This is a genomic window from Pseudomonas sp. BP11-1-1, assembly GCF_052112105.1.
Taxonomy (GTDB): domain Bacteria; phylum Pseudomonadota; class Gammaproteobacteria; order Pseudomonadales; family Pseudomonadaceae; genus Aquipseudomonas; species Aquipseudomonas alvandae.
In genome coordinates, this window is record NZ_JAUTYU010000003.1 from 272836 (window position 1) to 295019 (window position 22184).

Annotated in this window: 22 protein-coding genes; 18 read left to right on the forward strand and 4 right to left on the reverse strand. The window is 62.0% G+C overall.

The annotated features are described in order from the left end of the window. The first annotated feature begins 21 nt into the window (after nt 1-21). The 13 genes from Q7C33_RS07975 (at nt 22) to Q7C33_RS08035 (ending at nt 13320) form a co-directional block, all read left to right on the forward strand. Nucleotides 22-1095 (forward strand): aromatic ring-hydroxylating dioxygenase subunit alpha, encoded by a 1074-nt coding sequence (locus Q7C33_RS07975; RefSeq protein WP_198795845.1) that lies wholly within the window; start codon nt 22-24, stop codon nt 1093-1095. Further along, nucleotides 1092-2138, forward strand: coding sequence for a Rieske 2Fe-2S domain-containing protein (locus Q7C33_RS07980; RefSeq protein ID WP_407683150.1), 1047 nt, complete (start codon nt 1092-1094; stop codon nt 2136-2138). The genes Q7C33_RS07975 and Q7C33_RS07980 overlap by 4 nt, the downstream gene beginning before the upstream one ends. Continuing rightward, nucleotides 2135-3088 (forward strand): PDR/VanB family oxidoreductase, encoded by a 954-nt coding sequence (locus tag Q7C33_RS07985; protein ID WP_407683151.1) that lies wholly within the window; start codon nt 2135-2137, stop codon nt 3086-3088. Before Q7C33_RS07980 ends, Q7C33_RS07985 begins: the two co-directional genes overlap by 4 nt. Before the next feature lie 63 nt (nt 3089-3151). After that, nucleotides 3152-3724: a cupin domain-containing protein gene (locus tag Q7C33_RS07990; RefSeq protein ID WP_407683296.1), complete on the forward strand. Its 573-nt coding sequence runs from the start codon at nt 3152-3154 to the stop codon at nt 3722-3724. Further along, the gene (locus Q7C33_RS07995; protein ID WP_258647564.1) at nt 3721-4713 is read left to right on the forward strand and encodes a fumarylacetoacetate hydrolase family protein; all 993 of its coding nucleotides are present in this window, start codon (nt 3721-3723) and stop codon (nt 4711-4713) included. The genes Q7C33_RS07990 and Q7C33_RS07995 overlap by 4 nt, the downstream gene beginning before the upstream one ends. Continuing rightward, nucleotides 4704-5711 carry an NAD-dependent epimerase/dehydratase family protein gene (locus tag Q7C33_RS08000; protein ID WP_030141672.1) on the forward strand — a complete coding sequence of 336 codons (1008 nt, stop codon included), beginning with the start codon at nt 4704-4706 and terminating at the stop codon, nt 5709-5711. Before Q7C33_RS07995 ends, Q7C33_RS08000 begins: the two co-directional genes overlap by 10 nt. Beyond that, on the forward strand, nt 5698-6483 hold the full coding sequence (locus Q7C33_RS08005; protein ID WP_030141671.1) for a cyclase family protein: 786 nt from the start codon (nt 5698-5700) through the stop codon (nt 6481-6483). The genes Q7C33_RS08000 and Q7C33_RS08005 overlap by 14 nt, the downstream gene beginning before the upstream one ends. Before the next feature lie 2 nt (nt 6484-6485). Then, nucleotides 6486-7211, forward strand: a complete 726-nt coding sequence (locus tag Q7C33_RS08010; protein ID WP_258647560.1) for a FadR/GntR family transcriptional regulator — start codon at nt 6486-6488, stop codon at nt 7209-7211. Continuing rightward, on the forward strand, nt 7208-8158 hold the full coding sequence (locus Q7C33_RS08015) for a LysR family transcriptional regulator (RefSeq protein WP_261978301.1): 951 nt from the start codon (nt 7208-7210) through the stop codon (nt 8156-8158). The genes Q7C33_RS08010 and Q7C33_RS08015 overlap by 4 nt, the downstream gene beginning before the upstream one ends. A 98-nt stretch (nt 8159-8256) precedes the next feature. Beyond that, nucleotides 8257-9267, forward strand: coding sequence for an ornithine cyclodeaminase family protein (locus tag Q7C33_RS08020; protein ID WP_198795850.1), 1011 nt, complete (start codon nt 8257-8259; stop codon nt 9265-9267). Between the two features lie 25 nt (nt 9268-9292). Further along, on the forward strand, nt 9293-10309 hold the full coding sequence (locus tag Q7C33_RS08025) for a dihydrodipicolinate synthase family protein (RefSeq protein WP_198795851.1): 1017 nt from the start codon (nt 9293-9295) through the stop codon (nt 10307-10309). 16 nt (nt 10310-10325) lie between these two features. Further along, complete coding sequence (locus Q7C33_RS08030) at nt 10326-11795, forward strand: NAD-dependent succinate-semialdehyde dehydrogenase (protein WP_198795852.1); 1470 nt, start codon at nt 10326-10328, stop codon at nt 11793-11795. A 391-nt stretch (nt 11796-12186) separates the two neighbouring features. Then, nucleotides 12187-13320: an FAD-dependent oxidoreductase gene (locus Q7C33_RS08035; RefSeq protein WP_407683152.1), complete on the forward strand. Its 1134-nt coding sequence runs from the start codon at nt 12187-12189 to the stop codon at nt 13318-13320. Nucleotides 13321-13420: 100 nt separating this feature from the next. On the opposite strand, the gene Q7C33_RS08040 is transcribed toward Q7C33_RS08035, so the two are convergent. After that, on the reverse strand, nt 13421-14116 hold the full coding sequence (locus Q7C33_RS08040; protein ID WP_225936047.1) for an EthD domain-containing protein: 696 nt from the start codon (nt 14114-14116) through the stop codon (nt 13421-13423). A gap of 296 nt (nt 14117-14412) precedes the next feature. On the opposite strand from Q7C33_RS08040, the gene Q7C33_RS08045 reads away from it, so the two are divergent. From Q7C33_RS08045 to Q7C33_RS08065, 5 genes are all read left to right on the forward strand, one after another. Beyond that, a complete protein-coding gene (locus Q7C33_RS08045) occupies nt 14413-14838 on the forward strand; it encodes a YciI family protein (protein ID WP_030141664.1) in 426 nt (141 codons plus the stop codon). Between the two features lie 23 nt (nt 14839-14861). Beyond that, nucleotides 14862-15269, forward strand: coding sequence for a VOC family protein (locus tag Q7C33_RS08050; protein WP_030141663.1), 408 nt, complete (start codon nt 14862-14864; stop codon nt 15267-15269). A 286-nt stretch (nt 15270-15555) separates the two neighbouring features. Beyond that, complete coding sequence (locus Q7C33_RS08055) at nt 15556-16575, forward strand: substrate-binding domain-containing protein (RefSeq protein ID WP_030141662.1); 1020 nt, start codon at nt 15556-15558, stop codon at nt 16573-16575. Beyond that, on the forward strand, nt 16563-19580 hold the full coding sequence (locus Q7C33_RS08060) for an EAL domain-containing protein (protein WP_407683153.1): 3018 nt from the start codon (nt 16563-16565) through the stop codon (nt 19578-19580). The genes Q7C33_RS08055 and Q7C33_RS08060 overlap by 13 nt, the downstream gene beginning before the upstream one ends. A 184-nt stretch (nt 19581-19764) precedes the next feature. After that, nucleotides 19765-20667 (forward strand): LysR family transcriptional regulator, encoded by a 903-nt coding sequence (locus Q7C33_RS08065; protein WP_407683297.1) that lies wholly within the window; start codon nt 19765-19767, stop codon nt 20665-20667. A gap of 27 nt (nt 20668-20694) precedes the next feature. Here the strand turns inward: Q7C33_RS08065 and map are convergent, their stop codons facing one another. The 3 genes from map to Q7C33_RS08080 form a co-directional block, all read right to left on the reverse strand. Further along, nucleotides 20695-21471: a type I methionyl aminopeptidase gene (gene map / locus Q7C33_RS08070; RefSeq protein WP_030141659.1), complete on the reverse strand. Its 777-nt coding sequence runs from the start codon at nt 21469-21471 to the stop codon at nt 20695-20697. Then, nucleotides 21468-21680, reverse strand: coding sequence for a ParD-like family protein (locus tag Q7C33_RS08075; RefSeq protein ID WP_030141658.1), 213 nt, complete (start codon nt 21678-21680; stop codon nt 21468-21470). Before Q7C33_RS08075 ends, map begins: the two co-directional genes overlap by 4 nt. 165 nt (nt 21681-21845) lie before the next feature. Further along, nucleotides 21846-22118: a hypothetical protein gene (locus Q7C33_RS08080; RefSeq protein WP_407683154.1), complete on the reverse strand. Its 273-nt coding sequence runs from the start codon at nt 22116-22118 to the stop codon at nt 21846-21848. Nucleotides 22119-22184: the final 66 nt, after the last annotated feature.

Sequence of the window (22184 nt, forward strand, 5' to 3'; positions counted from 1 at the left end):
CAAGAACAAGAGGAGAACGATATGAGCTATTTGCTCAACACCTGGTACATCGCCGGGTGGGCGGACGAGTTGGCGCCAGGGGCGATGCTGGGCAGGACCATCGTCGAACAACCCATGGTCTTCTTTCGCGACAGCCGGGGCGCGATCCAAGCGCTCGCCGATCGTTGCCCGCACCGTTTTGCCCCGCTACACATGGGCACGATTGTTGGCGACAGCATCCAGTGCCCATACCACGGCTTGCGTTTCGACGGCAGTGGCCAATGCACGCACAACCCCCATGGCGAGGGAAACATCCCCAAGGCGGCCTGTGTCCGCGGGTTCGCGGTCGTTGAACGCCACGGCGCGATCTGGGTCTGGCTGGGTGAGCGTCACCTGGCCAGCGATGCGCTGATTCCTGACTTTTCCTTTTTCGAGCAGGCGCCCACCCATGCCAAGGGACACGGGTACCTGCCTACACGCGCGCATTACGAGCTGCTGTCCGACAACATCATGGACCTGAGCCATGTTGATTTCCTGCACCCGGATACGCTCGGTGGCGGAGCGTTGTCACGCACCCGCGCCGCCGTCGAGGAGCTGGCCAACGATCGAGTGCGCATCAGTTGGTGGGCCGCAGATGATGTTCCTCCGCCGGCGTTCGGCGCTCACCTTGAAGATCCGAGCCGGGCAGACGTCTGGGCCGAAGTCATCTGGCACGCGCCTGGCCTGATGCTGCTGGGCAGTGGCGCCACCGCGCCAGGGCGCCCCAGGGAAGAGGGACCGGTGACCTGGAACCTGCACCTGATGACCCCGCAGGATGCGACGAATACCCATTATTTCTTCGCCAACACGCGCAGTTTCGAGCAGGACAACGCGCAATTGAACGCCTTCGTCCAGGACATGTTGATCGGCATCTTCGCCGGTGAAGACAAACCCATGGTCGAGGCCCAGCAGCGCCAGATAGGTGAGGTTGACTTGCTGGGCCTCAACCCGGTGTTGCTGCCCGTCGATGCCGGGGCCGTGCGCTGTCGGCGGGTGCTGCGTCGGTTGATTGAAACCGAGCGCGCGGCGACGCACGCCAACCCGTCATCAAGCTTTGGAAAAGAGGTATTGCGATGAGCTTCCTACGCAACGTCTGGTACGCAGCCGCCTGGGGAACCGAGGTCAACGCCGGAGAGCTGTTCCAACGAACCCTGCTCAACGAACCCGTGGTGTTTTTTCGCGATACCCAGGGCACCGCCCAGGCCATTGCCGATCGCTGCCCCCACCGTTTCGCGCCCCTGGGCATGGGAACGCTTAAAGGCGATTCGGTGCGTTGCCCGTACCACGGCCTGGAATTCGATGGCAGCGGCACCTGCATGCATAACCCCCACGGCGATGGCGCCATTCCCAAGGCGGCGAAGGTCAAGGCTTACCCTCTGATTGAGCGCCACAGCCTGTTGTGGATCTGGATGGGCGATGCAGGTCTGGCCGACGCGACGCTGATTCCGGATTTCAGTTGCATGGACGAAGACCTTTGGTATGTCGGCAAACGTTATTTGCACGCGCGAGCCAACTACGTGCTGGAAACCGACAACATCATGGACCTGAGTCATATCGAGTTCCTGCACCCGTCAACGTTGGGTGGTGATGGCGTCAAGAGCGCGTTGACCAGCGTACAGGAGGAGGGCAACACCGTTTGGTCCAACCGCCAGACCGTCGCGGAAATCATGCCGGAATTTCTCTACGCCGCCTGGAACATTCCCCAGGGCACTCCGGTGGACCGTTGGATTGATGTGCGTTGGGATGCGCCTGCGAACATGTTGTTGTTTTCCGGTGCGGTGGCGACAGGGCTCCCCAGGGAGCAGGGCGTTTCCACGCCGATTCCGCATCTGTTCACCCCGGAAACCGAGGCCACGACTCACTACTGGTTTTCAGTTTGTTTCCCCAAGGCAATGGGCGAGTTCGCCGAGCGATTCGCTGACGAGCAAGCGGCCGCGATCAACCAACCCTTTGCCGATGAAGACTTGCCGATGCTTGAGGCGCAGCAGCGCATGATGGGCGATGCGTCGTTCTGGGACTTGAAGCCGGTCCTGCTGGTCGGTGATGCAGGCGCCATCCGCGCGCGGCGTGTACTCGATCGCTTGATCGCTGCCGAGCAGCCTGTGGGTGCCAAGGGATGATCGAAGTCATCGTCACTCGCAAGCGGCGCGAAGCCGAAGGCATCTACAGCTTCGAACTGGCCCCGGCCGCCGATTCCGTGCTGCCTGCCTTCAGCGCCGGCTCGCATATCGACGTGCACCTGCCCAATGGCCTGGTGCGCCAGTACTCGCTGTGCAATCACCCGGAAGAACGCCACCGCTACCTGCTGGGGGTGTTGCTCGACCCGGCGTCGCGCGGTGGTTCGCAGGCCATGCACGAGCAGGTCCACGAAGGTAGCCGGCTGCGCATCAGCGAGCCGCGCAACCTGTTCCCGCTGGAACATGGGGCGGGGTACAGCGTGTTGTTCGCGGGCGGTATCGGCATCACGCCGATCCTTTGCATGGCCGAGCGCCTGGCGCGGATCGGCGCGCCTTTCGAGTTGCACTACTGCGGTCGCTCGGCCGGGCGGATGGCCTTCATGGAGTACATCCGTCATTGCGCGTTCGCCCATTGCGTGCATGTTCATCTGGACGATGGCGAGGCCATCCAGCGCCTCGACAGTGCTCGGGTTTTGTCCGCACCGGCCAGTGATCGTCACCTGTATGTCTGCGGCCCGAATGGCTTCATGGACCATGTGCTGGATACCGCACGCACGCAGGGCTGGGCCGAGGCGCAGCTGCACCGTGAGTACTTTACCGCTGCCGCTGCGCCGGCCAGCGAGGCGGGCGGGTTCGAGGTGCAACTGGCAAGCACCGGGCAATGCTTCCAGGTGCCTGCCGCGCTCAGCGTGGCCCAGGTGCTGCTGGAGGCCGGCATCGACATCCCGTTGTCCTGCGAGCAGGGCATCTGTGGCACTTGCCTGACACGGGTGCTGGAAGGCGAGCCGGAGCATCGCGATATGTTTCTGACCGATGCCGAGCGAGCACGCAACGACCAGTTCACGCCGTGCTGCTCGCGCGCCAGGAGCGCGCGGCTGGTGCTCGATCTTTAAGGCTTTCCCATGAATCCATTTTTACCCGCTGGCACGTTCCACCAACAGATCGAGGACTTGAACATGCAACAGCTTCCTGGTTTCAAACGCGTGGTCACCGGGCACGATGCCCAGGGGCGGGCGGTGGTCGCGTTCAGCGGACCGACGCCGAACAGCTTCCCGCTCAAGGCCGTGCCCGGCACGGTCTTCCACGAGATCTGGAACAGCGGCGCCAGCCCGGCCACGCTCGACAACGGCGACGACCCCACCCGCAAGCCGCTTCAATTGAGTCCGGCCCCGTTGGGCAGCGTCATCCGCGTGGTGGATATCCCGCCCGACAGCGTGCAGAACCAGGTCAGTGCCGAGGATGCCGCGGCAGCCTTCGCCGAAATTGGCCAGGCCCACGCCGGTACGGGCCAGGCGGACTCCACGCACAAACTGATGCACCGCACCGAAACGTTGGATTACGGCGTGGTGACGGAGGGCGAGGTCTGGCTGGTCCTCGATGGCGAAGAGGTGCACCTCAAGCGCGGTGACATCGTCGTGCAGCGCGGCACCAATCACGCTTGGAGCAATCGCACCGAGCAGATGGCACGCATGCTCTTCGTGCTGCTCGACGGTCGCTTCGCCCCCGAACTGCAAGGAGAACGAGCATGAAGCTCAGTACTCTCAAGGATCACAGCCGCGACGGTCGCCTGTTGGTGGTATCACGCGACTTGGCCTGGGCCGTGGATGCCAGTGATCTCGCGGCGACGCTGCAGGAGGCCATCGAGCATTGGCCGAGCGTCGAGGCCGCTTTGCGCGCTCGCTATGACGCCCTGAACGAAGGCGCGCTGGTCGGGGCCTTTGCCTTTGATCCGCAACAAGCCGCCGCACCCTTGCCGCGTGCCTGGCAGTGGCTGGATGCTTCATCGTTTCTCAGCCATGGCGAGCGGATGCAGAAAGCGTTTTCGCTGGATCCCATCGAAGGTGTCGAACACACGCCCCTGATGTACCAGGGTTGCGGCGATGACTTCCTCGGCGCCCACGATGACATCGTGCTGCCCAGTGAAACCCATGGCATCGACTTCGAAGGTGAATTCGCCGTGGTGGTCGATGAAGTTCCCATGGGCTGCTCGGCGCAAGAAGCCCTCGCCCATATCCGTCTCATCGTGCAAGTCAACGACGTCAGCTTGCGCGCACTTGCACCCCGGGAGATGAAGACCGGCTTCGGGTTTATCCAGGCCAAATCCTCGTCAAGCTTCGCCCCGGTGGCAATCACCCCCGACGAGTTGGGCGAAGCCTGGCGCGACGGGCGCGTGCACTTGCCGCTGAAGGTTGAATGGAATGGCCAGTGGTTCGGGCATGCCCACGGTGGCGCGATGCATTTCGGCTTCCATCAGTTGATCGCCCATGCAGCGCTGACCCGGCGTCTCAGGGCCGGCTGCGTGATCGGTTCCGGCACGGTTTCCAATGCCGACCCCAGCGTTGGCGCGGCTTGCATCGCTGAACGTCGTGCCGTGGAGATGATTGAACAGGGCGCGCCCAAAACGTCCTTCATGCGCTTTGGCGACCGGGTGCGCATGGACGTCCTCGATGCGCAAGGGCAGTCGGTCTTTGGCGCGATAGACCAGCGTGTCGTCCGAGGAGACCGCCCATGCGCGTGATGATTACCGGTGCCAACGGCTTTGTCGGGCGGGCACTTGTGCAGCGCCTGCTCGACACGAATCAGCTGCGAGGCCAGCCCATCAGCGCGTTGATCCTGCTGGATAAGGAACTGGCGGGCTTTACAGACGACAAGCGCGTGCGCCGTCATTGTGGCAGCGTCACCGATGCCGCGTTGCTGCGTCGCGCCCTGGCCGATGGCATCGATGTGGTGTTCCACCTGGTGAGCGTGCCGGGCGGCGCGGCCGAGCAGCTGTATTCACTGGGCTATCAGGTCAACTTGCTGGCGAGCCTTGAGTTGCTCGATCAGTTGCGCGAACAGCCTGGCGTGCCGGTGCTGGTGTACGCCAGCAGCGTGGCGGTATACGGCGGCGACCTGCCGGCGCGCATGGATGAGCGTGCCGTGCCACACCCGCAAATAAGCTATGGCGCGCACAAGGTGATGGTGGAAACGGCCCTCAACGATCTGGCTCGGCGCGGCGAGGTGGACGGTCGTGCCGTGCGCCTGCCCGGCATCGTCGCGCGTCCACGTGAACCCAACGGCCTGCGTTCGGCATTCATGAGCGATCTGCTGCACGCGTTTGCCCAGGGCGAGCCGTATTGCTGCCCGGTGTCGCCGCAGGCGCAGGCGTGGTGGATGTCGGTGCGGTGCTGCGTCGATAACCTGCTGCGAGCCGCCGAGCTGCCGACCGCCGAACTCGGCGGCTCACGTGTCTGGCAACTGCCGTTGTTGCACCTGTCCATTGCCCAGCTCATCGATGCCCTGGCCGCTGCCTACGGCCAGGAACGCCGCGGACTGATCAGCTTCTTACCGGATGCCGGGCTGCAAGCCTTGTTCGGCAGTTTCCCGGCGATGAAAACCCCACTGGCCCGGGCCCTTGGCTTTCGCCATGACGGCTCGGCTGCCGCCTTGATACGTAACAGTTTGAAGCCTGCTGGCTCGGCGCGTCGTGCGCGGGGGCGGGTGGCGCTTGGAGTGACCGATCATGCAACCGACTAAACGCCGTCTGGTGGACCTGTCCGTGACCCTGGACAACAACCCTTACACTGATCCGCCGCCGTTGCTGCCGAAAATCGACTACATGGACCATCAACAAGGCTGGCCGGAGATGGCCGCGATGTTTCCCGGCCTGGCCAAGGCGCAACTGCCTGGCGACGAATCCTGGGCGGCGGAGCGCCTGCAAATCACCACCCACAGCGGTACGCACATGGACGCCCCTTGGCATTACGCCTCGACCACGGACGGCGGCAAGCCGGCGTTCGGCATCGACGAGTTGCCGCTGGACTGGTGCCTGCAACCGGGGGTGAAACTGGACTTTCGCCATATGCCTGACGGTCACGTGGTCAGCGCCGCCGAAGTACAGGCTGAGCTGGCGCGCATCGAACACGTGCTCCAGCCGTTGGACATCGTCCTGGTCAATACCCGCGCCGGTGCGCTGTTCGGCCAGCCAGGTTATCTGGATGCCGGGGTTGGCATTGGCCGCGAGGCCACGTTGTATCTGTTGGAGCGCGGCGTACGCGTGGTCGGCACCGATGCCTGGAGCTGGGACGCGCCGTTCAAGTACACGCGCGAACGCTTCGCCGCCACCGGCGACGCCTCGATCATCTGGGAAGGGCACAAGGCCGGACGCGACATCGGCTACGGCCAGATGGAGAAACTGGCGAACCTGGAATGCCTGCCCGCCCATGGCTTTCAGGTGTCCTGTTTCCCCTACAAAATCAGGCACGCCTCGGCCGGCTTCGTCCGCGCCGTGGCGATTTTCGAGGAATGACCGTGCGTGCGTCGGAAGGAAAAAAACGCGGCAGTCTTTCCCGAGGGCTTGAGGTGCTGCTTTCCGAGCACATCATCGAGGGGCGACTGCGTAGCGGAGAACAATTGCCCACCGAGTCGGCCCTCATGCACGAACACGGGGTCAGCAGGACCGTGGTGCGCGAGGCGATGTCGCGTCTGCAGGCCGCCGGAATGGTCGAGACACGCCACGGCATCGGTACGTTTGTGCGCGATAGCACGCTGTCATTGAAGACCTTCATCGACCCGGCGACGATTGGTGTCATCGTCGATTCCCTGGCGATCATGGAGTTCCGGATTGGCCTGGAAGTCGAAGCCGCCGGGCTCGCCGCGCAACGCCGCCGCCCGGATCAGCTGGCCGGTTTGCGAGCGCTGCTCGATCAGCTCGGACAGCCGGCAGTCAGCCTCAATGATCGGGCGGCGCTGGATTTCCAGTTCCATCTGGGCATCGCCGAGGCGACCGGCAATCACTACATCGCCAACACGCTGCTCAACCTGGGCGTGGTCATCATTCCGCGCAGCCGATTGGATTCCGCGCGGCTGTTCCACGATGAGCCTTTGCACTACGAGCAGCGCATGCAAAGCGAGCATGAGCAGATCTACCAGGCGATCTTCAATCAAGACGCCGAATACGCACGCGCGGCCATGCGCCTGCACCTCCAGGACAGTCGCGAGTACCTGCATCAGGCCCGCAACGAGCTGCTGACATGACAACCATCCAAAACGCCCAGATGCCGGAAACGACAACGCAGTACCCCGCCTCGGCGCTGACCATCATCGATCCGCGCTGGACCTTGTTTGTCCGTGTCGTGGCGGCGGGCAGCCTCAGCAAAGCGGCCGTATTGCTGGATATGCCGCAATCCATGGTCAGTCGCAATATCGCCTTGCTCGAGTCGCAATGTGGTGAACGCCTGTTCCATCGCACCGGACGAGGCGTGGTCCTGACCGAATTCGGTGAACAGCTGTTGCCATGCATATCAGGTCTGCTCGCGGACGCGGAGGGCCTTGCCGACGACATTCGCAACCTGCGTGGAAAACCGGTGGGCGAGGTGGTCGTGGGCATGTTGCCCTCAGCGGTGCGGCGGTTCGCGGGGACGCTGTTTTCCACGGTGCGGGCGCAGATGCCCGGGGTAAGGTTGCATTTGATCGAGGGCGCCAGTGCTCAACTCGAAGAGCAGTTGCACGACGGTCGCCTGGATATGGCGCTGGTGCTGCGCGAGAGCGAGGCGAGCATCGGGCAAGCGCATCTGCTGGCCAGGCTCCCACTGCATCTGGTGGGGCCTGCCGTCGATCCTCTTTTCGCCAGTCGGGACATTCCGTTGAAGCAGTTATCTGGATTGCCCCTGGTCGTACCCGGGCGACCGCATCTGTTGAGGGCCAGGCTCGACCACTTGGCCGACGATCAAGGTGTCGAATTATCCGTGGCCGTGGAAGCCGATTCCGTCCAGCTGCAGTACGAAGTCGTGGCGGCGGGGGGCGGCTATGCCATTGCGTCGGTGCTGCCGGGCTCGTTGGATCAGCGATTGGTCTCATCGCGAATCGTCGAGCCGGTCCTCGAGCGCTTCGTTGTCCTGGCGGAGTCGCCCCGGCGCCCGGTGACGCGTGCCTCCCGTGAGGTGCGCCGGTTGATCTGCAACCTGTCCATGCCATCGACTTAAGCGATAGCTGCTTTCGCTCCCCAGCAGTATTCGGTGCGGGGAGCGCCTCGTAGGGTGTCAGTCAACCAACGATTGATACCGATTGCGAGGTTCGCACCATGCATCACGCTCAAGAATCCCAAGTCATCGCCCCGACGCTTTTCCTCAGCGATGCCGATGTTGCCTCTCTCGCCGATTGGGGCACTGCCGTCGCCGCACTCGCCGAGGCGTATGCCCATCCGACGTCCGACGCGATGGTGCCGCCTCGTTCCATGGCACGTGGCGACGGGCTCTGGCTGCGCAGTTTGACCGCCGTACCACCCACCGGTGGCCAGATGGGCTGCAAGTTGATTGCCGCTTCCATGCGGGCGCGCTGCGCCAGCTACCTGATCGCCTTGTTCAACCAGCAGACCATGGCCCTCAGTGCGCTGATCGACGGCAACCGGGTGACCGGTCTGCGTACCGCCGCCACCGCTGCGCTGGCGGTCGATTTGCTGGCGCCCAAGCGAGCGCTGCGGGTGGGGGTGATTGGCGCCGGGTTCGAGGCGCGGGGTGCGCTGGACTGCCTCAAGTCGGTGCGCGACGTGTCCCATGTCCGGGTGTTTAGTCCAACGCCCGCGAGCCGTGAGCGTTTTGCCGAAAGCTTCAGGCCCGGGCTGGATATCCAGGCGGTGAGCAGCGCCCAGGAGGCGGTGCGGGACGCTGACGTGGTGATCTGTGCCGCCCGCAGCCGTGACGAGTCTCCGGTGTTGCAAGGCGCGTGGCTTTGCCCGGGCGCCACGGTCGTGTCGTTGGGTTCCACCTTGCCTGAGCAACGGGAGGTTGATCCGGTCACGATGGAGCGAGCCGCCTGCATTGTCGCGGATATGCCGCAAGAGGTGCTCCACGATACCGGTGACGCCATCGCCGCGATCAGTGCCGGCGTGTATGTCGCCGACAAATTGGTCGCGCTGTCGGACCTGGTCGCGGGCCGTGTCACCCCGCGCCAGCAGGCAAGCGACATCGTTCTCTACAAATCGGTGGGCTCGGCGCTGCAGGACGTCGTCATCGCCCAAGCGCTGTACGAGCGCGCCCGGCAACAAGGCCTCGGCATCGAGCTGCCGGCCAGCATTGTCCCTGTCTCGAAATAACCCTCACTGTCCAAAGGAAATCATCATGGCCACATACAAGAAAGCGGACGCCCGTGCCTGGGCGCGGGAAAACCTGGTGGGCTGCTCGGCTGTCACCATCCCAAGCTTCAGTGCCGATCTGAAGCGACTCAACGAACGTGGCATTCGCCACGACATTGAACATACGGTCGGCCTGGGCTACAGCGCCACGTTGCTGTGCAGCGAACTGGCGATCTCTCCCCAGGAGAACGCGCAGTTCACGGCCTGGGCCCGTGAGTCGGGGAAAAACCTGATCCTGTTCTTCCACGCGGCTTTTGGGACGCTTGCCGAGAACATCGAGGCGGTGAAGCTCGCCGAGAATGCCGGTGCGGATATTGTCCTGCTGTCCTATCCACCGCAGTTCTGGCCGACCAACGAGCAGGAAATCTACGACTACACCAAGGCGTTCTGCGACGCGACGGACCTTGCCGTGATGCTGTTTCCGATTCCGTTGTGGGGTTTTGAACGGGTGCATCCGGCGGGTATGTCCCTGGAGTTGGTCCGTCGGCTGTTGGCTGATTGCCCGAACATCGCGGCGATCAAATCGGAGCAAGGGTTCCCACTGCCGGCGGGCATTTGCGAGATGTATTACCACTTCCGTGATCAGGTGGTGATCAGTTGCCCGATCGAAGGTGACGCGATCCCCTTGATGAGCCTGATGAAACTGCAGTTTTCTGGCACCAGCAACACCGCCTGGATGAGCGACTACTACCCGAAAGCGTTCGAACTGGCGCGCACGGGGCGCTTTGAAGAGGCGATGGAACTGTATTGGAAGGTCAATCCGGCCCGCAGTGCCAACGGCGCTGCCGCGCAGAGCTACGCCGGCGGTACCGGTGTGCTTAACCGGACGATGTGGAAATACCAGGACTGGCTCGCCGGCTTCAATGGCGGCCCGTTGCGTGCCCCGGCGATGCGCGTCCCGGATCGCTTCATGAAGTCGCTGCGCCAAGGCTTGGTTGCGTCGGGGTTGCCGGTGACTTCGGACCCGGACAGCGCCTTCATGATCGGGCGCCATCCGTGCTGATGGGGAGGATTGCACAGTGAAACATTTACTCAAGGATCCCACGCTGTGGCGTACCGACGCCTACATCGCTGGACAATGGCTGGCCGAGACGCCGCACGGTCGGTACACGTTGCGCAACCCGGTGGATCAGACGGTGCTGGCCGAGTTGCCGCGCTGTCGCGAAGCTGAAGTCCGGCAGGCTATCGATGCGGCGCACGACGCCTTCGGCCCGTGGCGTCGCTTGACGGCCAAGCGCCGTGGCGAGGTGTTGCGCCGTTGGTATGAGCTGATGGTCGAACATCGCGAGGACATTGCCACGCTGATTACCCTGGAGGAGGGCAAGCCACTGGAGGAGGCGCGCGGTGAAGTCGATTACGCGGCGTCTTTCGTGCGATGGTTTGGCGAAGAAGCCACACGGGTGCGCGGTGATCTGATTCCGGGGGTGAAGGACACTCAGCGCATCGTCGTACTGCGCGAGCCCATCGGCGTCTGCGCGGCGATAACGCCCTGGAATTTCCCGGCCGCGATGATCACGCGCAAGGCCGCTCCAGCCCTCGCGGCCGGTTGCACCATGGTGGTGAAGCCGGCCAGCCAGACACCTTTGACCGCGTTGGCGCTCGCTGAACTGGCCCTGCGCGCGGGTGTGCCGGGCGGCGTTTTCAGTGTCATCACCGGTAATGACACTCGCGACATTGCCGGTGAGCTCACGGCCAACCCGTTGGTGCGCAAACTCACCTTCACGGGGTCCACCGAAGTGGGCCGGCTGTTGTTGGCGCAAGCGGCGCAGACGGTCAAGAAATGCTCCATGGAGCTGGGCGGCAACGCTCCGTTCATTGTCTTCGACGATGCGGACCTCGATGCGGCAGCCGACGGCGTGATGGTGGCCAAGTTTCGCAACGGCGGGCAATCCTGTATCGGCGCGAACCGGGTGCTGGTGCAGTCGGGGGTTCATGACGCATTGGCCGAGCGCATCGTTGAGCGGATGGCGCGCCTGAAGGTGGGCAATGGCCTGGAGCCTGGCGTGCAGGTCGGGCCGTTGATCGATGACGCGGCCGTACGAAAATCCCAGGCGTTGGTGGATGATGCACTGGCACAAGGTGCCCGGCTGCTGGCGGGTGGCAAACCTCATTCCCTCGGCGGGTGTTTTTTCCAGCCCACCTTGCTCACCGATGTGACCCACGGGATGCGGGTCGCTCGCGAGGAGATCTTCGGCCCGGTCATGCCGCTGGTGCGTTTCGACAACGATGACCAGGCCATCGCGATGGCCAATGACAGCGAGTTCGGTTTGGCGGCGTACCTGTTCAGCCGTGACGCGGCACGCATCTGGCGCAACGCCGCGCGCATCGAATCGGGCATGGTGGGCATCAACTGCGGCCTGATTTCAAATGAAGTCGCACCCTTTGGTGGCGTGAAACAGAGCGGTCTCGGGCGAGAGGGATCCCACCTGGGCATCGACGAGTTCCTTGAAGTGAAATACCTCTGCTGGGATGGCTTGGAAAGCGTGTGAAACCTGTGCCTGGTCCATGGATGCCTGGGCTTGCACCTTCTTGGCTGATGCACCGCCGAGCGCTTTTGTGGCGAGGGAGCTTGCTCCCGCTGGGCTGCGTAACGGCCCTTTCTTGTGGGCGCTTCGCACCCAAGCGGGAGCAAGCTCCCTCGCCACGGGTTTGGGGTGGCTGGTCATCTGTGGACTGGCCAGACCCATCGCCGGCAGCGATACCTCGGATTGTGCAAAGCGATTTCAGCGCTGATTCCCGATTCGATAGTCTCGTGGCTGATCCGGCATTTTTCGTCGGCATTCTCATGATTCTGCGGCGTTGATTCGATGTCGTCGCAGAGCCTGTCGGTGCGCCAGGCAATGTCCGCCCGATTGAAATAAGAATAATTAGGAGAGCGCGATGATTGCAGCAGTCAATAAGGTCCTGGTGATCGGAGGCGGGTTTTCCGGTATGACCGCGGCTATCCAGCTCGCCCGCCAGGGCGTCGAAGTCGATCTGGTGGAAATAGACCCGCTGTGGTGTCCGCTGGGGGCGGGTATCACCCTCAGTGGGCCTACGTTGCGAGCGCTGGATACGATTGGAATCCTTGAGCGGGTGGCTGGGGAAGGGTACCTGTCGACCAACTTCGATGTGTTTTCACCGGCAGGCGAGCTGATCGTGCAATTGGCACTTCGACCTCCGGTCAGCGATAAACCGATCCCCTGTGGCGGCGGCATCCTGCGCCCGGTGCTGGCCCGGATCTTCGCCGAAAAAACCAGGGAAGTGGGCACCCGCGTGCGCCTCGGCATCAGCTACGACACCATCAGCCACCAGGACGATGGCATTGAAGTGTCGTTCACCGACGGGACTGCTGGACGCTATGACCTGGTCATCGCCGCTGACGGTGTGCATTCGCGGATGCGCAAGGAATTTTTCCCGCAAGCACCGTCGCCAAAACCCATCCATCAGAGTGTCTGGCGCGCGGTGCTGAGGCGCCCGCCGGAAATCGTCCGCCCGACTCACTGGCTGGGGCGCACCAAGGTCGGTGTCAATCCGATTTCCGACACGCACATGTACATGTTCCTGATGGAGAACCGCGATTTTTCCGAGTGGATCGATCCGGCCACCTGGCCGGGTGAGATGGCCCGTCTGCTGGGCGAGTTCCCAGCCCCGATCCTGCAAGCGCTGGTGCCGCAGCTGTACGAGTCGGGCGCCAGTATCGACTATCGTCCGCTGGCCAATCTATTGGTGCCGTTACCCTGGCACCAAGGCCGCATCGTGATGATCGGGGATACCGTGCACGCCACCACGCCGCACTTGGCTTCCGGGGCTGGAATTGGCATCGAGAGCGCCATCGTGCTGGCTGAGGAACTGCTCGCCGAAAGTGATCTCCAGACAGCCCTGGCCCGATTCGAAGCGCGACGTTGGGAGCGGTGCCAACTGGTGGTGGAGAACTCCGCGCGTCTGTGCGAGCTGGAAAAGAATGGTGGTGATAAAGACGAGCATGCCCAGATCATGCGCGAGTCCACCGCGCTATTGGCCGAGCCTGTTTGAGCCCGGGCCGGCATAAATAAAAGGACGGCTTTGATAGTCGTCCTTTTTTATTCCGGGCCGGTCCTGATTTCACAATCGTCCGGCGGTAATGGCTGAAGGTCTATTGGCCCAGATCGAGAATGACGACTTCCTTCACGTAGACGAAAAACGATTCTGACGACAGCGCGATCCCTTCGTCGGAAAGCTGCTGGAACAACGACCTCTGGTACTGCCGAAAACCTTGAAGGTCCGCTTCGTTTTCGAACCACAGGCTGGAAACGCCTTCGTAGACGCCTATGTCCGGCCCGAAATAAGACGTCACCCGGTCACCTTCGGGCATATACCGGGCGCGAACGTGCCTGCGCAGGGCCTTCTGGAACGCCGGACATTCACTCGCTGCCGCAGCATGAGCGCGATCCCAGGCGCTGAAAAAAGCCTCGAGCTGCACCGCGGGGTTCTTTTTGAGGAAAAGCATGGCCTTCCAATTCGTGGGCAATGTGCCGGTTTCGGACAGTTCGACCTCATCCATCAGTTGCGCAACCTGTTTGGAAAGGTCAGCGAAGTTCTTGGCATCAGGTCCCGTGGTTTGCTGGGTATAGGGGTCGCTGAAGGTGGCGATCAGGTCCGACATGTTTTCAAAGAACAATTCCGTTATGGAATCCCTGTGAAATGTTTGCGTGTAGGCGTTATCGGAATCGACGCCAAAGGCTGCGTCGATGACGTGGTTCTGGACGTAGCGCTTGACGCCCAGGGGCTTGGCTTGGGCGATCTTTCCGTGCTGGTGCTCTATGTAGTCGAGGAATTCAACATGGGTCATGCCGGGTTTCCTGCGCACAGCGGCTAGCATCTTAATCATGAGCGGACTCTCGCTTTATTATCATCGACGGACTTTTTGACCCTGAAAATATAAGGCGAGGGTCGGGCGGCTAACCAATCGCTATTTCGGCTGCCAGGTATCGCGCAATGCCATGCCTGATCAACTCATTCCCGGGCTTTACCACGCTTCGAAAAAAAAACGCCGCCACGCTGTCGATTCGAGTCATCGCCATTCGACTACCCTGTAGAGCCGCCACACGGACGGCCTGATCCATTCATTCCCCAGGAGATATGAGCATGCGATTTATGGTGATCGTCAAGGCCAGTCCGGAGTCGGAAGCCGGAGAAATGCCCAGCGCGGAGCTGCTGGCTGCCATGGGTGCCTACAACGAAGAATTGGTCAAGGCGGGGGTGATGCTCGCCGGCGAAGGCCTGCATCCCAGTGCCCAGGGCGTGCGCGTACGGTTTTCCGGCAAGGACCGGACCGTCGTCGAGGGGCCATTCGCCCAGACAAGCGAGTTGATCGCCGGGTTCTGGATTTTCAAGGTCCGGTCACTGCAAGAGGCGATCGACTGGGTCAAGCGCTGTCCGAACCCGATGGTCAGCGACAGTGAGATCGAGATCCGCCAGATCTTCGAACTCGAGGAATTCGGCGAGAGTTTTACCCCTGAACTACAGGCACAGGAAGAACGCCTGCGGGCGCAGATATCCAGTCAGTCGTGAAACCGATGAAAGGAGAGCACACCATGAGAATCATTCCGTACCTGACCTTCGATGGCCGTTGCAAGGAAGCCTTTGCGTTGTACAAGGACGTGCTGGGCGGCGAGCTGTTTTCCATGTCCTTTGCCGAGGCGCCAGAAGATGTCGGCATGCCCAAGGACCCGAACCTGATCATGCACACCTGCCTGACCGTGGGCAACTTCAGCCTGATGGCGTCCGACTGCCCGCCAGGCCAGCCGTATCGCAAGCCGCAAGGCGTGTCGGTTTCTCTCAACGTCGACAGCGCGGAGGAGGCCGAGCGGCTCTTCAAGGGCTTGAGTGCGGGGGGCAGCGTGCACATGCCCTTGGCGAAGACGTTCTGGGCGGAACGCTTCGCCATGTTCGAAGACCGTTTCGGGATCGCCTGGATGGTCAACTACGAGGGGCGCCAATAGGCCGGGCGTAGCCAGGGTCGCCGGCCTGGAAGCGGCCGGCGACCTGAAAAGGACTTGATAGTTGCAGAACCCGGCTATCCTTTCGGTACTGCATTCTTGGCAAAGGGACGCCATGCCAGACTATGAACGCGCCACCGGCCCTGGATCCCGCCTCATTTGGGGTGATCGAACCTGTTTGATCGGGCCGTCGCTACGCTGGATGACGTCAATTGCGGTGTCCTGTTTCCTTGCGGCAACTTCCGGCTACGGCCAGGAGCAACCGAACGAGGCGGCTGCCACGGTGACGGTGGCCCAAGCCCAGGAAATCGTAGCCAAGGCCACCCTCGGGGCCGTCCGCTGGAGCGGTCCGCAGGCCGGTCCGCCAGCCCAGCGGGGCAAGAGTATTGCGCTGGTCGCAGAGGACTTGCGCAACGGTGGCATTGTCGGTGTCGCGCAGGGGGCCCGGGAGGCAGCCAGTGCGATGGGTTGGACGCTGAGGATATTCGATGGCGCAGGCTCCGCGTCCGGTCGCGCCAAGGCTTTTTCCGATGCCCTGGCGGCGAAGCCCGACGGTCTCATGCTGTGCGGCTCCGATGCCCTTGAGAACAACGCGGCGCTGATGCGCTTCGCCGACAAGGACATCCCGGTGGTCGGCTGGCACGCCGGGGCGCACCCCGGGCCGATTGACGGTACGCCGGTGGCCATGAACGTCACGAGCGACCCGCTTGAAGTGGCACGGCTTACCGCCATGGCGGCGGTGGCGCAGTCAAACGGACAGGCCGGCGTGGTCATTCTCACTGACTCCAAGTACAGCATCGCCATGACCAAAGCCAAGGCCATGGAGGACGTCATTCGGGCCTGTCAGGGGTGTTCGATGCTGGAAGTGCGCGATGTCGCGATCTCCGAAAGCAGCGAGAAGATGCCTGCCGTGACCCGGGAACTGCTCCAGCGCTATGGCAAGCGCTGGACCCACACGCTGGCGATCAACGATATCTATTTCGACTATTCGATTGCCTCGTTGACCGGCGCCGCGATACCCAGCAATGGCATCAGTCTTTTGTCTGCCGGGGATGGCAGCGCTTCGGCTTTCCTGCGCATCCAGGCGAAAACCTACCAGACCGTTACCGTCGCCGAGCCGCTCAACCTGCATGGCTGGCAAGTAATGGACGAATTGAACCGGTTGTTTGCAGGCCAGCCGGTGAGCGGCTTCATCGCGCCGATCCACTTGGTCAACGCCGACAATGTCGCCTTCGATGGTGGAAAAAAATCCCAGTACGATCCGGATAACGGCTATCGAGACATCTATCGCCGCCAATGGAACCCCTGATGTTGGATATTTTTTCCCGGCTTGGACGCCAGCTCTGGCCACAATCACTCCGCGCCCAGTTTGCGCTGGCGTTTGTGGCGCTGGCGCTGTTGATTCTCGCGGGGGGAGCCACGGCGGTCTACGCGTTGCGCTCCTCGAACAACGCCACTCGCCAACTGACGGATGAGCGGTTGGTCCGCATGCAATATGGCCAGGACATGGTCCAGCGTACATTGCTGATCGAACGCCAGACTGACCAGCTCCTGACTACCCGTTCACCAGACGTCCTGCGATCAAGCTATGCCGCGACCGTCGAACAGCTTGGCGCCCTGGACCAACTGGTTCAGCAGTTGACCGCCGCGAACAGTGCCGTAGCGATACTCGATATGCATCAGTCGAGCCAGTTGTTCCGCAATACCGCCACCATCGTTGCACAGTTGCGTGAAAGCCTGCTGCAAACCGAGATCACGTTCGAGCAGGCCCTTGAGGATCGCACCGCCCGGTTAACGGCGGCCAGTACCCCGGCCAGCCTGGAGCGGGCGGTGTTGCTTTTCGATCTGTCGCAGACGGCTGACGGTGAGGCGGTGCAACGACTGCGGATGCGCTATGAACGTTTGTCACCCGAGGCAGCTTCCCTTGACGCTGACATGGGCAAGCCCGATCTGTTTTCCCTGCGCGGGATGCTCGTCGATCAGCACAACGTCATAAAGCGCTTCAACGAGGAGTTGCAGAATCAGGCCGGGGTGTTGGTCACCTTGGCCCGTGCGCAATCGAATGCCTATACCGAGGACTATCGCGCAGCCGTGCAGCGGCTGGTGGAGGACTCCAACCGTAGCCAGCAATGGGTACTGATCATGTTGGGCGCCAGCCTGGTGCTCGCCTGGTTCGTGACCCGGGTCTTCATGGGCCGCCATGTGCTCGTGCGCCTGAATGAGATAAGCCGGCAGTTGCGCCAGGAGCATGCGGACAAAACGCATTTGATGATGGCGGACCATGGGAACGACGAGATCGGCAACATGGCGCGGGCGGTGAATCAGTTTCTTGAGGACCGGCTTCAGTTGGAAAAAAGAACCGCCCAATTGAGCATCGCCACTGAACGGCTCGCCGTGCAGAACAGCCGGCTGGAGCAGGAGGCGATCATTCGTGCCGGACAAGGCCATGTCCTGGAGCTGATCGCCAGGAGCACCGAGCTTGCCGAGGTGCTCGACAGCCTGGCTCACCTGGTCGAGTCCCAGCTGGAGGGCATGATGGTGTCGATCCTCTTGCTGGATGAGGAAGGCAAGCACCTGCACCACGGGGCCGCGCCCAGTTTGCCCAAAGCCTATAGCCAGATCATCGACGGGATCGAAATCGGTCCGAACGTCGGTTCATGTGGTACTTCGGCGTATCGCCGAGAACCGGTGATCGTCACGGATATCCAGCAGGATCCGCTGTGGGAGGCATACCGTTCAATCGCCGAGCCCTACGGGTTTCGTGCCTGCTGGTCGACGCCGATCCTGTCCCATGAGCGAAAGGTACTGGGGACATTTGCGTTGTATGCCAAGACCGTGCGCAGCCCCAGCCGGGCCGAGACGCAACTGATCGATCTGGCGACACCCCTCGCCGGGATTGCCATCGAACGCCAGTTGACGGAAAAGCGCATTCGCTTCATGGGCGATCATGACGTGCTGACCGGGCTGCCGAATCGCACGCTGCTCGAAGACCGTCTCAAGCAGGCCATGCTCTATGCCCAGCGCTATAACCGGCTGGTGACGGTGGTGTTTCTCGACCTGGACAAATTCAAACTGGTGAATGACAGCCTTGGGCACAGTGCCGGTGATGAACTGCTGAAGACGGTGGCCCAGCGCATGGTCGAGTGCGTCCGCCGGACCGACACCGTTGTGCGGTTGGGTGGCGACGAATTCGTGATCATCCTGTTCGACCAGCCCTCGGACCTCGACGGCGTGACGCCCGTCCTGCACAAGCTCCAGGAAGCCATCCTGCAACCGATCCACCTCAGCGGCCATAAACTCCACGTCACCTGCAGCATGGGGCTGGCGACTTACCCTGCCGACGGCGCAGACACCGATACGTTGATCAGCAATGCGGACGCCGCCATGTACCGGGCCAAGGAGCTGGGTCGCAACAGCTTCCAGTTCTACACGAGCGAGATGAACACCCAGGTACAGGGCAAGCTGGCCATGCAGGATGGGCTTCGAAACGCCCTCGACAATGACGAGTTCCTGCTGCTGTACCAGCCACAGGTGGACTTGCAGTCGGGCCAGATCATTGGCGTGGAAGCGTTGATTCGCTGGCAGCACCCCGAGCTTGGCATGGTGTCGCCCATCAAGTTCATTCCCCAGGCCGAAGAAACCGGCCTGATCGTGCCCATCGGCGACTGGGTGATCCACACCGCGTGCCGACAGAACAAGGCGTGGCAGGCGGCCGGCTTGCCGCCGATCACCGTGTCGGTGAACATCTCGGCGCGCCAGTTCGTCGAAAGGAACCTGATCGACCGGGTCAACCATGCCCTGCAGGAAACCGGGCTTGAGCCGATGTACCTTGAGCTGGAGCTGACCGAAAGCCTGATCATGCAAGACCTCCAGCAAGCCATCAGTAAAATGAAGGCGCTGCAGTCAATGGGCACCAGTCTCTCGATCGACGACTTCGGCACCGGTTATTCCAGCCTTGCAGCGTTGAAGAGCTTCCCGATTGCGAGGCTCAAGATCGACCAGTCTTTCGTGCGCGACCTGCCCGACAACGAAAACGACAAGGCTATCGCCACCGCGGTGATTTCGTTGGGGCACAAACTGAACCTCAAAGTGATCGCCGAAGGTGTCGAAACCGAAGAGCAACAAACGTTCCTGCGGGAAAACGGCTGCGATGAAATTCAAGGTCACTTTTTCAGCAAGGCCGTCAGCGCAGAGGAAATCAGCCTGTTGCTGCGTATGCCACGATTGCCTCAGTCAAGCCGCACCCTGAATCCGGACTCGACAGGACAGGCGCACGGTGTAAAACGCCCGGGCCGTCCAATGCCTGGGCGTTAGTTCGACGTGTCATGGCGTCGATCCAGGCGTAGTCGTTTGCCTGGCAAACGCGTTACGATTTACCCGTTTGTACCGAGCGATACCCGAGCCAGCACATCCTGCCCGCATCTTCATCGAAGCCCATGAAAACGCCAATTGCCCCGGTTGGTGAAGCTCTGTCGAGAGACCCTACAGCGTGAAAAAAATCATTCGAGTCGATGACCTCCAGGTATTCGTGACCACCACAGACGTCGGCAGTTTTTCCGCGGCGGCGCGGTTGCTGGACATCTCCCCGGCACTCGCCAGCGTCGCGGTGCAACGGCTTGAAGCAAGCCTTGGGGTGCGGTTGTTCGTGCGCTCCACGAGGCGGCTGCGTCTGTCGGATGACGGCGAGCGCTACCTGGCGCATGCGCGGCAGGCATTGGAAGCGTTGGGGGACGGCGAGCTTGCCCTGGCCCAGGGACGCGACGAAGTGGCCGGGACGCTGCGGCTGTCGATGCCTTCGGACATCGGGCGCAACCTGTTGCTGCCGTGGCTGGACGAGTTCCAGCAGTTGCACCCCAAGGTGCTGTTGCAGTTGCGCGTCAGCGACCAGGTGGCGGATCTGTTCAGCGAGCACCTCGACGCGAGCATCCGCTACGGCCAGTTGGCCGACTCGAGCCTCGTGTCCTTGGCGCTGGAGCCTTCCAACAGGCGGACCGTGTGCGCATCCCCGGACTACATCGCACGCCATGGCCGGCCACAGACGCCCGCCGAGTTGAGCCGGCACAATTGCCTTCGTTATGTGATGGGGGACCAGACGTTCGAACGCTGGAGTTTCCAGACGCCCAGAGGTGTGGAAACGGTCCAGGTTGCCGGAAATCGCATCAGCGATGATGCGGATATTGTCAGGCGCTGGGCGGTATCGGGGCAGGGGATCGTCTACAAATCCAGGCTCGACGTCGTGGACGACCTGCGCAGTGGCCGCCTGGTGGAAGTTTTCCCGCCGGACTATGGCCAGCCAGCACCGCTCCAATTGGTGTGCGCCCACCGCACTTCGCTGACGCCTGCGGTACAGATGTTGAGGGCCTTTCTGGCAGCGCGTTTCGAACGTTATCTCAGCGATTGAATGATAGCGGTGCCCATCACGCTGAAACTATCGGTCGTCCACCATGCCCGATTCATCAGCACGCAACGTCAATACCGAAAAACCGCAAGGCGTCACCGCCACGGTATGTTCGAATTGCGCAGAAAGCGCCCCGTCCTTCGTGACCACGGTCCATCCGTCGGCCTCGGTCCTGACGTGCGGCGCACCCTGGTTGAGCATCGGTTCGATGGTGAAGACCATGCCTTCACGCAGGACGAGCCCGGTCCCCGGCCTGCCGAAGTGCAGCACCTGGGGTTCTTCGTGCATTTGCCGGCCGATGCCATGGCCGCAGTATTCACGGACTACCGAATATCCGTTGAGCGTGGCATGGCGTTGGATGGCTGAGCCGATGTCGCCCAGGCGCGCACCCGGGCGGACGCTGCGGATGCCTTTCCACATCGCTTCGTAGGTGACCCGGACCAGTTTCCTGGCAACTGGATCGACGTTGCCGATCAGGTACGTCTTGCTGGAGTCGGCGATATAGCCGTTCTTCTCCAAGGTGATGTCGAGATTGACGATGTCGCCGTCTTGGAGCACCTGCGAGCGCGACGGCACTCCGTGGCAGACCACCTCGTTGATCGAGCAGTTCAGCACGAAGCCATACCCGTACTGCCCTTTGCTGGCAGGGCGGGCCTGGAGGTCCCGGACAATCATATGCTCGACCATTTCATCGATCTGAAGCGTCGACAAGCCGATCAAAGAGGTCCGGTCCAGCCGCTCGAAGACTGACGCCAGCAGCCGGCCGGATTCAGCCATCAAGGCCACTTCCTCGGGTCGCTTGATCATTGATAGCTGGCCTCCAGTGGCTGCGCGGTGACACCGGCGTCACTGAGCTCGCGCTGGATGATCTCGTTGAAGCTGAGGGTCGGGCTGGTCTCGCACAGCATGCCGACCTTGATCCAGAAGGCCGCCTGCGCGTTGATCGAGCGGCAGGACACCTTGGTTGCCTTGCGCAGCTGATCGTGGAGTTCGTCGTCGATGTTGACAATGCCCATGTGTAGCTCCCATATGAAACGTAGATGAAGCATATACGTTTCATATATTCATGGGCCAGCGTCTTTTTTCCTGCCGCGCCTCAAGGGACCGGTCAGGCCAGGTCCTCGACGCGTGGCAAGATCCTTCACGCGACGCGCTTCATCTCCACAACCGTCATGCTCCATTCATTGGCGACGAGCGTTGTCGCGCTGGCGATAGAACTCCGCCCTGCGCCTGGCGTCGTCACGCTGGCTCTGCTCGTAATGCCTGCGTTTTTCCCGAGCCATTGCCTCCTGGGCCTTTTGGTGCGAATCGTTCTCCCGTTCGGTTTTTTCCGCTTCCCGCTGTTGTGCCCAATAACGCCGATATTGCTCCCGGGCCCGGTCGAGGTCTTCAGCATGGGTCTGCTGCGCCGTCACGCACATGATTGCAAAGGCGAAGGTGGTGAGGGGGCGCATGGGAAAACGTCTCCAGTGAGGCGGCAAGCACCGCGCATCCGGTAGACATCTGTTTCTGGAAAAGTT